The following is a 14402-nucleotide window of genomic DNA, read 5'->3' as shown; positions in this document are numbered from 1 at the left end:
ACTGTGAAGAACTAGCGAAAAACTTTGGGAACTAGCGGATCGGGAGGTTTCATCTACTCCCGTTCGATACGAGGGGAACGTGTGTCGTGCAGGCGCAGTCACCGTTCGCGATGGTGGCCAAACGCTGAACGTGCGTGCCGAGCAGTTGCCGGAACGCTTCCTGTTCCGCGTCACACAGTTCCGGAAACTCCTCTGCCACATGGGAAACCGGGCAGTGGTGCTGGCAGATCTGCACGCCGTTACCCACCGGCCTGGTCGACGCGGCAAATCCGACGGCGCTGAAAGCGTCAGCAATGGCATCTGCCGTCTCCGCAACGGCGCCGAGGTCGGCGGGATCTGCCGGTTCGACATCTCCCACAATTGCCTGCACCCGCCGCTTGGCGAATTCCTCGATCGCGGCGTCTCCACCGATTTCGCGGAGTTGGCGCATTGCCGCGCCGGCAAGATCGTCGTACGCGTGACCGAGACGCCCACGTCCTGTGGCGGTGATCTGAAATTGCTTGGCGGGACGCCCGCGTCCACGCTGACGGAGCGACGACGCGGATGCGGCGCGGGCTTCACCGGACTCGATCAACGCGTCCAGGTGACGCCTGACACCGGCCGCACTCAAACCGAGTCGCGTGCCGATTTCGGAGGCTGTAATGGGCCCTTCTTCGAGGAGCAGTTTGACCACCGCTGCCCGAGTCTGGCCTTCGACACCCACCGCTACCGGCATTACGACAGGACCCTGCGAGGCAGCTGCAGTGGACTGACCTGCAGCTTCCTTGCTTTGAGTGCGAGTCGCATTTCTTTTCACAACACAAGTGTGACGGAATTCTTTTCGCAGGTCTACTAAGGGCAACCTGCATTACATTCGGGAATAGGCGGACTGCCCGCATTGTTCACAGTTGTCCGAGCCCTGCGCACGAGCCGCTAGGCTTCCTGGGTGCCGCAGACCCCCACGCAGAAGACGACCGCGCAGTCGACCCGCGCGATCCTGCTGGACAAGCCGAAACAACTTGTCCTCTCCACCCTCGGTGTCCGGCCGTTCGGATCCAAGCCCCGGCAATCCGTGATGGCGACGCTGCACGGCGACGAGGACGAGCGCCCCGGTCTGAACGAGAAGGAGACCGCTCAGCTTCGCGGAATCAGGCGTTTCGGCGCGACAGGCACCGTGTTGATGGCGGTTGGCGCACTCGGTGCGGGTGCGCAGCCTGTACTCCAGAATCCGACGGCCGGACTACGGGTGCTGAGTCTCCCCGGACGAATGCCGACTGTCTCGTTGACGATGACTATGACCGGAACCGTTCTGGTTGTCCTGGCGTGGCTCATGTTGGGCCGATTTGCCGTCGGTGATCTGCGAACTCGCGCCGGCGCGCCGCGCCGCATGAGCAGATCACAACTGGACCGCACGCTGTTGCTGTGGATTTTGCCGCTGACCGTCGCACCGCCGATGTTCAGTCGCGATGTGTATTCGTACCTGGCGCAGAGTGAGATCGCGGCCCGCGGACTCGATCCGTATCTCATCGGCCCCAAAGCCGCGCTCGGCGTCGATCACGTGCTCACCAGAACTGTTCCGACGATCTGGCGTGACACCCCGGCACCGTACGGACCGTTCTTTCTGTGGCTTGGACGCGGCATCAGTTCGCTGACCGGCGACAACATCGTTGCCGGAATCTTCCTTCATCGCCTGCTCGTTCTGGTCGGCGTTGCGTTGATCGTGTGGGCCCTGCCCCGACTGGCAAAGCGGTGCGGTGTCTCTGCGGTCAGTTCCCTCTGGCTCGGCGCCGCCAATCCCCTCCTGCTGTTCCATCTGGTTGCCGGCATTCACAACGAGGCCCTGATGCTCGGCCTCATGCTCGCCGGAATCGAGGTGGCGCTGCGCGCGGTCGAAGGCGCCGGCCCGATCCGAGGTCGCTCGCTTGCTCTGTTGATAGCCGGTTCCGGCCTGATCGCGTTATCGGCGACCGTAAAGATCCCGTCCCTGCTTGCACTCGGTTTTGTCGGAATGGCGTTGGCCCGCCGGTGGGGCGGAACCTGGAAGTCCTTCTTCTCGGCGGCGCTGCTGCTCGCCGGCGTGACCGTTGTCGTGATCGGCGTCATCAGCGTCGCCAGTGGCTTGGGTATGGGTTGGATCAACACGCTCAACACCGCGACAGCCGTGCGAAGCTGGATGTCGATACCGACGCTCCTTGGCGTCGGCACCGGATTGGCCGGAGTGCTTCTCGGACTCGGCGACCACACGACGGCGATTCTCACCATCACCCGCCCGATCGCATATCTGGTCGCAGTGCTGATCACGGCCAGAATGATGGTCTCCGTCTACATGGGACGCCTCCATCCCGTCGGCGGGCTCGGCATTGCCCTCGGCGCGATCGTGCTGCTCTTCCCGGTTGTGCAACCGTGGTACCTGCTCTGGGCGATACTCCCGCTCGCAGCCTGGGCAACCGCTCCGATATTCCGCGTCCCTGCCGTGGTGTTCACGTCGATCGTGAGCGTCATGCTCATGTCGAACGGCGCCGAATACCTGCCGTTCATGATCGTCCAAGCGGTCGTCGCGACGATCATCACCGCTTTTGCGTTGATCTACCTCACCCGGAATTCCCTGCCCTGGCGTAGCGAGAAACCAGTAGCGGAAATCACGAAAACCAGACCAGTGGACGAAGGCAACTCTGCCGGGGCTTACGCTGATTCTCCGTGACCTCGAGTGCAACAAGATCGTCGACGCCTGCCGTGCGGATAGAAGGCGTCGTCAAATCGTTTGACGGTGTTCGTGCCGTGGACGGTATCGATCTCACCGTTGAAACCGCGCAGGTCGTTGCCCTTCTCGGCCCCAACGGCGCTGGTAAGACCACTACGGTCGAGATGTGTGAAGGCTTTGTCACCCCTGATTCCGGAACGGTCCGAGTACTCGGACTGGACCCGATCGCCGATTCCGGTGAAGTTCGTTCGCGGATCGGCGTCATGCTCCAAGGCGGCGGCGCGTACCCCGGCTCCAAAGCCGGCGAAATGCTCGACCTCGTGGCCTCGTACTCCGCTGATCCTCTCGATCCCACCTGGCTTCTGTCCAAGCTCGGATTGACCGACGCCCGGCGAACTCCGTATCGACGGTTGTCCGGTGGCCAGCAACAACGCCTGTCGTTGGCCTGTGCACTGGTAAGCCGACCGGAACTTGTCTTCCTCGACGAACCGACCGCAGGCCTCGACGCCCAGGCCCGTCTCCTCGTATGGGAGTTGATCGATGCATTGCGCCGCGACGGTGTCAGCATTCTCCTGACCACTCACCTCATGGACGAAGCTGAAGCACTGGCCGACGAACTGGTCATCATCGACCACGGCCGCATCGTCGCATCGGGCACTCCCGCCGAAGTCACCAGCAAGGGAGCCGAGGGTCAATTGCGACTGACCACGATGTCCGGACTGAGTGTCGATTCACTTGCACTGTCCCTCGCCGGGGAATTCCGAGTGAGCGAAGCCAATCCGGGGACATACTTGATCGAAGGCTCGATCGAACCGTCGACGGTGGCAACGGTGGCAACATGGTGCGCCGAACAAAATGTCCTGATCAATGACATTCGCGTCGATCAACGTAGTTTGGAAGACGTCTTCCTCGAATTGACGGGTCGTGATCTGCGGGGATGACGGGAAACAAGGTCGTGAACAAAGCCGTGTCGAATAGCCAGAACAATGCTTCGGCGAACAGCGCCCGGGACCGACGGTTGGCTGACAATCGCTTCGAGCCCGGTACGTTCTCCCCCGATCCTCGCCCCAACTCTGCGGCGAAGATGATGGCGGCTCAGACCAAGCTCGAATTGACGTTGTTGCTGCGCAACGGCGAGCAGTTACTGCTGACGATGCTGATTCCCATCACGCTGCTGATCGGACTGTCCCTCCTGCCCCTGGGCGATCTGGGCGATTCAAGGGTCAGCAAAGTATTGCCCGGCGTCATGATGGTGGCGGTGATGTCCACCGGATTCACCGGGCAGGCAATCGCAGTGGGCTTCGACCGCCGATACGGCGCACTCAAACGTCTTGGCGCTACACCACTTCCGCGGTGGGGAATCATCGCCGGCAAGAGCGCAGCCGTCATCATCGTCGTGGCATTGCAATCGGTCATACTCGGCCTGATCTCCCTGGCGCTTGGTTGGCGCCCGACGCCGACGGAACTGGCGATCGGCGCGGTGGTCATCGCGCTGGGAACCGTTACCTTCACCGCACTCGGACTGCTCCTCGGCGGCACATTGCGTGCGGAAATCGTTCTGGCACTTGCCAATGTCCTGTGGTTTGTGATGGCAGGTATCGGCAGTGTCGGACTGATCAGCGAAGACATCCCCGACGCCCTGCACACCTTGGTACGCCTGGTTCCGTCCGGCGCCTTGGCCCATGCACTCGACTCGGCCCTCGCGTCCTCGATGGACTGGTTCTCGATCGTCGTGCTGCTCGTCTGGGCTGTGATCGGCGGAGCCTGCGCCGCACGGTGGTTCAAATTCACGTGAGCATTTCGCGGAAGGCACTCCGGATAGCCGGCGCAACCAGTGCGCTGATGCTACTTGCTGCCGTTCCGTCAACCGCGTCGTTGCCGACTGCGGGCCCGCTGGCACCGGCCAATCCCTACCTCGGTCCGGTCGGCACAGCAACGATGCACGGCGACGCCGGTTCGTCCGACGTCACTCCCCTCCCCGGGCCGGGCATCGAACCTCACGAGGTCACCGCGTTTCCTCTGATGTCGGCGTGCCCGACAATCTTGCAAGGTTCCGACGGCCTGATCGTCTCTCTGTGCACCACGATGCTCGGTCAGATCCCGACCATTCACCTCATCGATCCCAAGGCCGAGGCGTCACCGTTCGGCCGATCCGTCGCGCAGTTGCCCCTGGCGAAGGGCAGCCTGCTCGGTGGCGTCTACGCATACCTCGACCACGAGAACCGACTGGTTGCCGTCGACGGCAATCGCCAACTCGTTCGCATCGCGCATGCTCAGAACCCCGACGGAACCTGGCGTCTGGAACTCTCCGACGTTATCGACCTCTCTGGCGCCGTCGCAGCCGACGACAATGTCACCGGACTGGCACCGGACTGGACCGGCAATGTCTGGTTCGCGACCGGCCACGGCACCGTCGGCGTTGTCGGCACCGATCGAATCGCTCACACCATCGACCTCCCCGAAGGCGAACAGGTTCAGAACAGTATTTCCACCTCGCCCACGGGAACGGCCGTCGCCACCACTCATGCGCTGTACCAACTGAGCCGCAAGGGCGACGATATCGCCGTCGATTGGCGTCAGCCTTACGACCGCGGCCCCGCGAGGAACCCTGGCCAGTTGAGTTGGGGAACAGGATCGACACCCACGTACTTCGGGCCGTCGACGGGCAGTGATTTTGTCACGATCGTCGACAACGCTCACCCGACCGTCAGCGTCCGGGTCTATCGGTCAGATACGGGTGCCGAAGTGTGCTCCCAACCCGTCCTGACCGCAGCCGGCAAGGACGGCTCACCGAGCGGCAGCGAGAACTCCCCCATTGCGATCGGCCACTCCGTCTACGTAGCCGGCACCTACGGGTATCCGTATCCGACCACACCGGAAGGCGCCGGTCCTGCGGTTCCAGCCACCGCACCATTCAACGGCGGAATGACTCGGGTCGACATCGATCCGGTTGGCTGTCATGTTGTGTGGGACAACACGATTCGAAGCTCCGCAGTCCCGCATCTATCCACGGCTGACGACAACATCTACACAGTGACGCGCGACGGCTCAGCCGACACGACGCCACTCGACGGTTACTCCTTTGCCGTCATCGACTCGAAGGACGGAACGCAGATCGGGTCCACCACGATGCCCGCCACCGTGGTGCACGACACCCTGCAGATGTCGGCCCTCATCACCGCGTCCGGCGAGTACTTCCAGGGAACGATTTCCGGAATTGTGCGCGTTCGCGCGTACTGACTCAGGACACCGAGGACCCCCGCCGCGCTCGATACCTATCCCATTCACATCAGCAGGATTGAGCGCGTCGGCTTTGACAGCAGTATGAAACCGCTGGGATGCGAACGCGTCGGGCCGGTGGGCAATCACTGCACATGCATCTGTTCGTGTGCCAGGCTCAGATCATGGTCTGGTATCAGAGATTCATGCCGCCCGACGCCAAAGAGTTGGGTGCAATCGCACACGGTCCGAAGCTGTTGGCCCAAGTGGAAGGCGTGACTGTGGGGCTACGGTCGATTGTGGCCTACACATCGGGGCTCGAACTCGCAGTTGTCGTGGTCGCCAAAGGCGTTCACGCTGACGCGCTACTACGTCAATACACAGCGCCGGCGATCACCGATCCTGAAACCGGCCGACGCCGACCCGGCGAGACGCATGGGAGACCATTGCGGTTGAGAGCTCTCGAGGACTCGGTGCTTCAACCCATTCGGCACAGAGATGGACAGGGATACGAGAACTCCGAGATACAGCAGCGCGAGTACCTATTTGAGCTGACGCCATTGCCTGACACAGAGGATCTACCCCTCATCGCAGAGTGGCCAGAGATCGGTCTCGGACCTGTCACTACACACCTGAAGCTGCCTCCACCCGCCGTACTGGCGGCAGCGATCATTCCACTGTCATAGTCACTGAGAGACCGGCGATTCGACCTGCTCCTCGACTGTCACAGGTCGGCGATGATCGAGATCCTCAGATCCTCCGCATCACCGAAACAACTTTGCCCAATATGGTTGCGTGGTCGCCGTCCATGACCTGGTAGGCCGAGTTGCGGGGCTCGAGGTACACGTGGCCGTTTCGGCGTCGGAGCACCTTCACCGTGGCCTCACCGTCGATCATCGCAGCCACTATCTCGCCCGAATGGGCCTCGTCCTGGCGGCGCACCACAACAACATCGCCGTCGCAGATCGCGGCGTCCACCATCGACTCGCCGCGCACCCGAAGCCCGAACACCGTTCCGGAGCCGACGAGTTCGCGCGGTAGTTCCAATACCTCGTCAGTGTGTTCTTCCGCGAGAATCGGTGCACCGGCCGCGATATCGCCGACCACCGGCACCTCGACACTGTTGTTCGACGAACCTCCCTTGATTCCGACCAGGAAGGGTCGGACGTCCAGTTGCCGAGCCATCGCCGTGCCCCGGCGGAGGAATCCCTTTTCCTCGAGGCTCTTGAGGTGTTTGGATACCGTCGACGTCGACCGCAGACCTACCGCGTCCCCGATTTGCCGGGTGCTCGGCGTGGATCCGTTTGTGGTCACCCAGTCCCGGATTGTGGCGAGAATCTGCTGCTGGCGGAGCGGGAGGGTGGAGGCGTCGAGGCCACCGAACATGTCGAGTTCGTCGTAATGCGTCACTCGGAGAATCGTAGTGAGGGGTGCCGACAGTCTTCTGCAGTAGGGCGGGCTGCCCCAACGACACGCTGTAGTTGTTGGGGAACTACCATCGTTGGCGTGGTGAATCGTGTGTATGCCGGATTTTTGAGCTTGGTGGATCGCCTGCCTCTCCCCTCGCTGAAGACGCAGAAGATCATCGCGTTCATCGTGATCTTGACCCAGGGCGGTATTGCTGTCACAGGTGCGGTTGTGCGTGTGACTGCGTCGGGGCTGGGTTGCCCGACCTGGCCGCAGTGCTTCCCGGGCAGTTTTGTTCCGGTCGGCCATGGTGAGGTCGCGATCATCCATCAGGTTGTGGAGTTCGGAAACCGGCTGCTGACCTTTGTGGTTGTGATTGTCGCGGCTGCGATCGTCCTGGCCGTGACGCGTGCGCGTCGTCGCCGCGAGGTTCTGGTGTACGCGTGGATGATTCCGCTCGGCACGGTCATTCAGGCGATCATCGGGGGAATTACCGTCCTCACGGGGTTGCTGTGGTGGACGGTTGCTATTCACCTGGTTGCGTCGATGCTGATGGTGTGGATCGCCACGGTTATGTACGCGAAGATCGCCGAACCTGATGACGCGACCACACTGATCGTGATGCCGAAGCCGCTGCGCTGGCTCGCGGCACTGAGTGGTGTGGCTCTTGCCGGAGTTCTGGTCGCGGGAACGCTCGTGACGGGTGCCGGCCCGCATGCCGGCGACAAGAGTCTTGACCGGACGGTTCCCCGCCTCGAAGTCGAGATCGTCACCCTGGTTCATCTGCATTCACAACTACTGGTCGGCTATCTGGCCTTGGTCGTCGGTTTGACGTTCGGCCTTTATGCGGTCGGAACATCCGCTGCCGTGAAGAAACGCCTGCATGTTCTGCTGGTCCTGATTGTTGCTCAGGCGCTGATCGGCGTTGTTCAGTACTTCACCGATGTACCGCAGATCCTCGTGATCCTGCATGTCGCGGGTGCCGGTCTGTGCACGGCAGCAACGGCGGCGGTGTGGGCAGCCGGAAAGGTCAGACAAGACGTTCCGGCAGCATCCGCAGTAGCGGCCTGAAACCACCTGGCGGTCAGCGAACCATCCGCTCCCTTGCGGTGTCGCGTCGCTTCCCCACTGGCACGGACGTAGTGGCCTCAGCCAACCCCATGACGGGCATGTTCACGTAGACCGATTCGTGCTGCCCGCTTCCGACGCGGTATGTCTCGTGATAGACGCCCACATCGCCGCTCTTGCCGACGCGCCGGTTGAATGCCCTCCAAGCCGGCAAATGTGGATCGTTCGGGTTCTTCGCGAACGCTTCGAGGTCGTCGAAGCTTCGCCAGTACTGGATCACGGTAATCGTGCGCCCACCCCAGGACATTCGTGCCCCGAGCATCCCCTTGTCCGGCGATCGCTGCAGTTCTCGAAGCATTCGAGGCATCGCAACAAACGCGCCGATCCACTTGTGGATCTTCCAGAGCTTGTTGAACCTCATGCCGATGATGAACACCACGAACTGGTCGTCGATGGCCGCGGTATATCGGCCGTTCTGCACTTGATGTCGATTCATGAGAACCCTTCCATCGCAGTTTGATGTTGCCTCGATACGGATAGTGGCACTATCTATAATGGATAGTGCTACTATCCGAACGTGAAGTCAAGGGCAAATCTGTGAGGATCTCCGAACTCAGCGCCCGAAGCGGCGTATCAATCGCTTCGATCAAGTACTACCTGCGTGAGGGCCTGCTCACCAGCGGTCAACAATCAGCCACCAATCAGGCCGACTACGGCGACTACCACGTGAGGCGCCTACGACTGATTCGTTCCCTGATCGATATCGGAGGTCTGTCGATATCGAAAGTTCGAGCCACGTTGGCTGCGATGGAAGACGAGACAACCCCGATGCACGATGCATTCGGGGCGGTGATGCACGGACTCGACGAAATTCCGACCGGCGACCTGTCCGCCGATGTCCTGGCGGCGTACGACGAGGTGCAGGTGTGGCTGAGGCACAGGAATTGGAAAATCGAGGATGACGCTCCGGCGCCGTACCGACTCGCGGAACTCGTCGCGACTCTGCGCCGGTTCGGCTTCCCGGCAGCGGTATCGGATTTCGACAACTCCGCAGACTTCGTCGAGAGAACAGCCGAAGCCGAAGTTCACTACGCTCGATCCATGCCGGATCGCACCGCTGCCGTCGAGACCATGCTCATCGGGACGGTGATCTACGAGCGAGCTCTAGTCGAAGTGCGGCGGCTTGCGCTCGAAGCTGCCAGTTTCCGACTTGACGAAACCAACTAGATAGACCAATTGCGGCGAAGTTCCTGCCATCAGCTGCCGGAATTCGCCGCAATCAGGTTGTTCAGGCGCCGTTGCGGGCCTTCGGGAAGCGCGTCTGGTGGGCAACCCACCCGGCCATCTTCTTGAAGTGGCCGTCGGCCGGCGTGACGATGCTGGTCAGTTCACGTTCCCACTCGGCAACGGTGACGTTGTCGAAGGACGCGACGACGGCATTTGCCGTAGCAAGATCCTTGACCACCTGGTCGCCGAGAATGCCGTCGGCACCCACGAGAGTGATGCGCACTCCAACAACGCCGACGGGCTGAATGACGGCGCTTGCGGTGCCGCCATGTTCGGCGACGAACTTGGTGATCGCTTTGACCGTCGACTTCGGAAGTTCCGGCGCGGTCGCGGACGGTGTGGCGTCCGACTTCTCGGTATCGGTGCTCATAGCTCGACAATACTGGTCGGTAGTCCGGCCGCAACATGAGGCATGGCCTGAGTTGACGCGACCTCAGGTGTAGAACAGACAAGATGCGAGCCATCTATGTTTCCGAGACCGGCGGACCAGACGTTCTCACGCTGTCCGAACAACCCGAGCCCACGATCGGTGCACACGATCTCCTTGTCCGCACCGAAGCCATCGGCATCAACTTCATCGACACGTACTTCCGAATGGGCATGTATGCACGGGATCTCCCCTACATCCCCGGCGACGAGGGAACCGGGATCGTCGAGGCAGTCGGCTCCGAGGTAACGGAGTTCACTGTCGGCGAGCGGGTGGCATGGGCGGCAGCAACCGCAAGCTACGCCGAAAAGGTGGCTGTCGCGTCCACTGTTGCAGTAAAAGTTCCCGACGGTGTCCCTGCGCCGGTTGCCGCGTCAGCACTCCTGCAAGGCATGACCGCGCATTACCTCTCCAAGTCCACGTACCCGATCCAGCCGGGTGACACGGTGCTTGTGCACGCCGGTGCCGGCGGCGTCGGATTGATCCTCACGCAGATGGCAGTGAGTCTCGGCGCCAAGGTCATCACAACGGTGTCGTCAGATGCCAAAGAGCAACTGTCCCGCGAGGCCGGTGCGTCGGAGGTTTTGCGATACGAGGACGACATTGCGGCCCGGGTACGTGAGTTGACCGGCGGTGAAGGTGTCGCGGTGGCCTACGACGGGGTGGGTGCAACGACGTTCGATGCAAGCCTGGCGTCGGTACGAATCCGCGGGACCGTCGCGTTGTTCGGGGCTGCCAGTGGCGCTGTGCCGCCGGTTGATCCGCAGCGGCTGAACAGCTCGGGTTCACTGTTCCTGACACGGCCGACGTTGGCTCATTACATTCGTACGCCGGAGGAGTTGCGGTGGCGGGCCGGTGACGTCTTCGACGCCATCGCTGCGGGCACCTTGAAGATTCGGGTGGGTGCGCAGTACGCGCTGGCAGATGCTGCCCAGGCTCATCGTGATCTGGAAGGCCGGGCAACTACGGGATCGATCGTGCTGATTCCGTAGGTTCGCGACTGCAGGCGGTCAGCTGAACATTTCGCTGATCGTCTGCAGTCCCAGCACCGAGTCGATGGCCAGGCCCACGAACAGCACGGACAGGTAGTTGTTGGACTGCAAGAACAGCTTGAGGGGCTTGACCTCTGCGCCGCCGCGGACTCCGCGGTACAGCTGGTGAGCGAGGAGCAAGAACCAGGCACCGGCCAGCAGAGCAACGATCGCGTAGACGAGACCGGCTGCGGGAACGAGGATCAGGCTGGTGACAACCATTGCCCAGCTGTAGAACAGGATCTGCTTGGTGACGTGCTCTTCGGTGGCGATGACCGGGAGCATCGGGACGCCGGCAGCCTTGTAGTCCTCTTTGTAACGCATCGCGAGAGCCCACGTGTGGGGCGGCGTCCAGAAGAAGATGATCAGGAACAGAACAAACGGTTCCCAGCTGAGCGAACCGGTAACAGCGGCCCAACCGACCAAGACGGGCATGCAGCCTGCGGCGCCGCCCCAGACGACGTTCTGCCACGTACGACGCTTGAGCACCATGGTGTAGATCAGGACGTAGAACGCGATGGTGATGACAACAAGGACACCGGCCAGCAGGTTGGCGCGCCACCACAGCCACGCGAACGACGCCAGTCCGAGCGCAAGACCGAAGACCAGCGCGTTGCGCGTCGGGACGGCTTCTCGGGCCAGCGGGCGCTTGGCAGTGCGCTTCATGACCTTGTCGATATCCGCGTCGACGACGCAGTTGAGGGAGTTCGCGCTCGCGGCGCCCATCCATCCACCGAACAAGGTGCTCAGCACCAACCACAGGTCGACATTTCCGCGATCAGCCATGAGCATCGCCGGAATTGTTGCCACCAGGAGCAATTCGATGACTCGCGGCTTCGTGAGCGCGATGTAAGCCAGAACCTTCCCCATTGCGCGACCCAGAACGGTGTTCTGATTGGTCGCCCGCGGGGCTGCTCCGGGGCTGCCGAAGCCATGTCCGCTCGGCTGTTGCCCTGTCCGCACGTTCTCTCCTTGCACCACGCGTTACCGCACTATCTCTTCACGACACACTGCTGACACTTCTCTGGACTATCGCATTTGCTACTACGGACGATGGTAGACCGCGGTCATCGTGGAACCGAATCGACCCGGACAGCCAGGACCATTAGGCTAGGTGACGCAGCGGAGGGACACCTCTCCCTCGCAATCCACGTACACAATGTCAGGAGACATCTGCCAGTGTCGATCACAGACGAGATCCACGTCCTCACACAGCCAGTCCACCCCTCGGACTGGACCGACCTGGACACGAAGGCTGTCGATACCGCCCGCGTGCTCGCCGCCGATGCGGTTCAGAAGGTCGGCAACGGCCACCCCGGAACCGCAATGAGCTTGGCGCCGTTGGCATATACCTTGTTCCAGCGTGTCATGCGCCACGATCCGTCGGATGCGGAATGGGTCGGGCGCGACCGCTTCGTCCTCTCCTGTGGCCACTCTTCTCTGACGCTGTACACGCAGCTCTACCTCTCGGGTTACGGCCTCGAACTGGCAGACCTCGAAGCTCTCCGCACGTGGGGCGCCCTCACACCGGGTCACCCGGAGTTCGGTCACACTGTCGGCGTCGAGATGACGACGGGTCCGCTGGGCCAGGGCCTCGCGTCCGCAGTCGGCATGGCAATGGCTGCTCGTCGTGAGCGTGGATTGTTCGATCCGGAAACCCCGGTCGGCTCCTCCCCCTTCGACCATCACATCTACGTGATCGCGTCCGACGGTGACATCGAGGAAGGCGTCACGTCCGAGGCGTCGTCGCTTGCGGGTGTCCAGGAACTGGGCAACCTCATCGTCTTCTACGACGACAACAAGATCTCCATCGAGCACGACACTACGATCGCTCTCGGCGAAGACGTCGGCAAGCGCTACGAGGCATACGGCTGGCACGTTCAGCATGTCGAGGGTGGCGAAAACGTCTCCGGCATTCTCGACGCAGTCGCTGCGGCCAAGGCCGTCGTCGATCGCCCGTCGATCATTCTTCTTCGCACGATCATCGGTTTCCCCGCTCCGAAGAAGATGAACACCGGAGACGTTCACGGCTCCGCTCTCGGTGCCGACGAAGTTGCAGCGGTCAAGGAAGCTCTCGGCTTCGATCCGGCCAAGTCGTTCGACGTCGATGCCGACGCATTGGCTCACGCCCGTGAGGTCGTCTCCCGCGGAGCCGACGCGCACAAGGCGTGGCAGGTCGAGTTCGACGCTTGGGCGTCGCGTGAGTCCGAGCGCAAGGAACTGTTCGACCGCTTGTTCGCCGGTGAATTCCCCGCCGGCTGGGCCGACGCGCTCCCGACGTACGAACCCGATGCCAAGGGCGTCGCAACTCGTAAGGCTTCCGGTTCAGCGCTTAACGCACTCGGCCCGATCCTGCCCGAGCTGTGGGGCGGCTCGGCCGACCTCGCCGGCAGCAACAACACCACCATCAAGGGTGCAGACTCCTTCGGTCCGTACTCCATCTCCACCAACGACTGGAACGCAAAGCCTTACGGCCGCACGCTCCACTTCGGTATCCGTGAGCACGCGATGGGCTCGATTCTCAACGGCATCGCGCTGCACGGCCCGACCCGCCCCTATGGCGGAACGTTCATGGTGTTCTCCGACTACATGCGTCCGGCTGTTCGACTCGCCGCTCTCATGAAGACGGCCGTCACGTACGTGTGGACCCACGACTCCATCGGACTTGGCGAAGACGGCCCGACGCACCAGCCGGTCGAGCACCTTGCTGCTCTGCGCGCCATCCCGAACCTGTCCGTTGTCCGTCCGGGTGACGCCAACGAGACGTCGTTTGCCTGGCAGGCAGCCCTCGAGCACAAGACGGGCCCGACCGCTCTGGCACTCACCCGCCAGGATGTGCCGGTTCTCGAAGGCACCAAGGAGAAGGCAGCCGAGGGCGTCAAGCGCGGTGCATACGTGCTCGCCGATGCCGCCAACGGTGCTCCCGAGGTCATTCTGCTGGCCACCGGTTCCGAACTGCACCTCGCCACCGAGGCTCGCGAAACCCTCGAAGCTCAGGGCGTCGCAACGCGTGTTGTGTCGGTTCCGTGCCTCGACTGGTTCCTCGAGCAGGATCAGGCATACCGCGACGAGGTCATTCCTCCGGCCGTGCGTGCCCGCGTATCCGTCGAAGCCGGTATCGCAATGCCGTGGTGGCGCATTCTCGGCGACGCCGGCCAGGCCGTCTCGCTCGAGCATTACGGCGCTTCCGCCGATTACAAGACTTTGTTCCGGGAGTTCGGCATCACCGCCGACGCGACTGTCGAAGCCGCGCAGCGCTCCCTCGCCGCTGTGAAGGGATGAT

The 14402-nt window shown here is 62.3% G+C and carries 14 protein-coding genes; 9 read left to right on the top strand and 5 right to left on the bottom strand.

Features of this window, described 5'->3' with window-relative positions; translation table 11 throughout:
* Nucleotides 1–49 precede the first annotated feature (49 nt).
* On the bottom strand, nt 50–715 hold the full coding sequence (locus FEZ60_RS03195; protein ID WP_080711642.1) for a metalloregulator ArsR/SmtB family transcription factor: 666 nt from the start codon (nt 713–715) through the stop codon (nt 50–52).
* A 339-nt stretch (nt 716–1054) separates the two neighbouring features.
* Between FEZ60_RS03195 and mptB the strand changes: the two genes are divergently transcribed.
* From mptB to FEZ60_RS03170, 5 genes are all read left to right on the top strand, one after another.
* The gene (gene mptB / locus FEZ60_RS03190; protein WP_172935632.1) at nt 1055–2680 is read left to right on the top strand and encodes a polyprenol phosphomannose-dependent alpha 1,6 mannosyltransferase MptB; all 1626 of its coding nucleotides are present in this window, start codon (nt 1055–1057) and stop codon (nt 2678–2680) included.
* Nucleotides 2677–3621, top strand: coding sequence for an ABC transporter ATP-binding protein (locus FEZ60_RS03185; RefSeq protein ID WP_045067702.1), 945 nt, complete (start codon nt 2677–2679; stop codon nt 3619–3621). Before mptB ends, FEZ60_RS03185 begins: the two co-directional genes overlap by 4 nt.
* Entirely contained in the window at nt 3618–4475 is an 858-nt protein-coding gene (locus tag FEZ60_RS03180) for an ABC transporter permease (protein ID WP_092808030.1), read from the top strand. The genes FEZ60_RS03185 and FEZ60_RS03180 overlap by 4 nt, the downstream gene beginning before the upstream one ends.
* Nucleotides 4457–5920: a hypothetical protein gene (locus FEZ60_RS03175; RefSeq protein ID WP_172935496.1), complete on the top strand. Its 1464-nt coding sequence runs from the start codon at nt 4457–4459 to the stop codon at nt 5918–5920. Before FEZ60_RS03180 ends, FEZ60_RS03175 begins: the two co-directional genes overlap by 19 nt.
* Nucleotides 5921–6054: 134 nt before the next feature.
* Nucleotides 6055–6585 (top strand): hypothetical protein, encoded by a 531-nt coding sequence (locus FEZ60_RS03170; RefSeq protein ID WP_172935495.1) that lies wholly within the window; start codon nt 6055–6057, stop codon nt 6583–6585.
* A gap of 64 nt (nt 6586–6649) precedes the next feature.
* Here the strand turns inward: FEZ60_RS03170 and lexA are convergent, their stop codons facing one another.
* Nucleotides 6650–7309, bottom strand: coding sequence for a transcriptional repressor LexA (lexA, locus tag FEZ60_RS03165; RefSeq protein ID WP_141485774.1), 660 nt, complete (start codon nt 7307–7309; stop codon nt 6650–6652).
* A gap of 96 nt (nt 7310–7405) precedes the next feature.
* On the opposite strand from lexA, the gene FEZ60_RS03160 reads away from it, so the two are divergent.
* Complete coding sequence (locus tag FEZ60_RS03160; RefSeq protein ID WP_172935494.1) at nt 7406–8377, top strand: heme A synthase; 972 nt, start codon at nt 7406–7408, stop codon at nt 8375–8377.
* Nucleotides 8378–8390: 13 nt separating this feature from the next.
* Here FEZ60_RS03160 and FEZ60_RS03155 read toward each other — a convergent pair whose 3' ends face one another.
* Nucleotides 8391–8870 carry a DUF4188 domain-containing protein gene (locus FEZ60_RS03155; protein ID WP_172935493.1) on the bottom strand — a complete coding sequence of 160 codons (480 nt, stop codon included), beginning with the start codon at nt 8868–8870 and terminating at the stop codon, nt 8391–8393.
* A 101-nt stretch (nt 8871–8971) separates the two neighbouring features.
* Here FEZ60_RS03155 and FEZ60_RS03150 point away from each other — a divergent pair, with 101 nt between their 5' ends.
* Nucleotides 8972–9601 (top strand): MerR family transcriptional regulator, encoded by a 630-nt coding sequence (locus tag FEZ60_RS03150; RefSeq protein ID WP_172935492.1) that lies wholly within the window; start codon nt 8972–8974, stop codon nt 9599–9601.
* Between the two features lie 61 nt (nt 9602–9662).
* Here FEZ60_RS03150 and FEZ60_RS03145 read toward each other — a convergent pair whose 3' ends face one another.
* Nucleotides 9663–10031: a hypothetical protein gene (locus tag FEZ60_RS03145; RefSeq protein ID WP_033232110.1), complete on the bottom strand. Its 369-nt coding sequence runs from the start codon at nt 10029–10031 to the stop codon at nt 9663–9665.
* An 83-nt stretch (nt 10032–10114) separates the two neighbouring features.
* On the opposite strand from FEZ60_RS03145, the gene FEZ60_RS03140 reads away from it, so the two are divergent.
* Nucleotides 10115–11080, top strand: coding sequence for a quinone oxidoreductase (locus tag FEZ60_RS03140; RefSeq protein ID WP_172935491.1), 966 nt, complete (start codon nt 10115–10117; stop codon nt 11078–11080).
* A gap of 18 nt (nt 11081–11098) precedes the next feature.
* Here FEZ60_RS03140 and FEZ60_RS03135 read toward each other — a convergent pair whose 3' ends face one another.
* Nucleotides 11099–12082 (bottom strand): heme o synthase, encoded by a 984-nt coding sequence (locus FEZ60_RS03135; RefSeq protein ID WP_045068066.1) that lies wholly within the window; start codon nt 12080–12082, stop codon nt 11099–11101.
* Between the two features lie 216 nt (nt 12083–12298).
* Here FEZ60_RS03135 and tkt point away from each other — a divergent pair, with 216 nt between their 5' ends.
* Nucleotides 12299–14401: a transketolase gene (gene tkt / locus FEZ60_RS03130; RefSeq protein ID WP_095886272.1), complete on the top strand. Its 2103-nt coding sequence runs from the start codon at nt 12299–12301 to the stop codon at nt 14399–14401.
* The last annotated feature ends 1 nt before the right edge of the window (nt 14402 follow it).

This window comes from Rhodococcus sp. MS16 (assembly GCF_013277795.1).
Taxonomy (GTDB): Bacteria; Actinomycetota; Actinomycetes; order Mycobacteriales; family Mycobacteriaceae; genus Rhodococcus_F; species Rhodococcus_F globerula.
This window is presented reverse-complemented; position numbering and strand designations above follow the sequence as displayed.

Coding starts and splice junctions, on each gene's coding strand:
- FEZ60_RS03180 (WP_092808030.1), top strand. CDS start 3,618: ATGACGGGAAACAAGGTCGTGAACAAAGCCGTGTCGAATAGCCAGAAC.
- FEZ60_RS03155 (WP_172935493.1), bottom strand. CDS start 8,870: ATGAATCGACATCAAGTGCAGAACGGCCGATATACCGCGGCCATCGAC.
- mptB (WP_172935632.1), top strand. CDS start 1,055: ATGGCGACGCTGCACGGCGACGAGGACGAGCGCCCCGGTCTGAACGAG.
- FEZ60_RS03170 (WP_172935495.1), top strand. CDS start 6,055: ATGCATCTGTTCGTGTGCCAGGCTCAGATCATGGTCTGGTATCAGAGA.
- FEZ60_RS03140 (WP_172935491.1), top strand. CDS start 10,115: ATGCGAGCCATCTATGTTTCCGAGACCGGCGGACCAGACGTTCTCACG.
- FEZ60_RS03195 (WP_080711642.1), bottom strand. CDS start 715: ATGCCGGTAGCGGTGGGTGTCGAAGGCCAGACTCGGGCAGCGGTGGTC.
- FEZ60_RS03145 (WP_033232110.1), bottom strand. CDS start 10,031: ATGAGCACCGATACCGAGAAGTCGGACGCCACACCGTCCGCGACCGCG.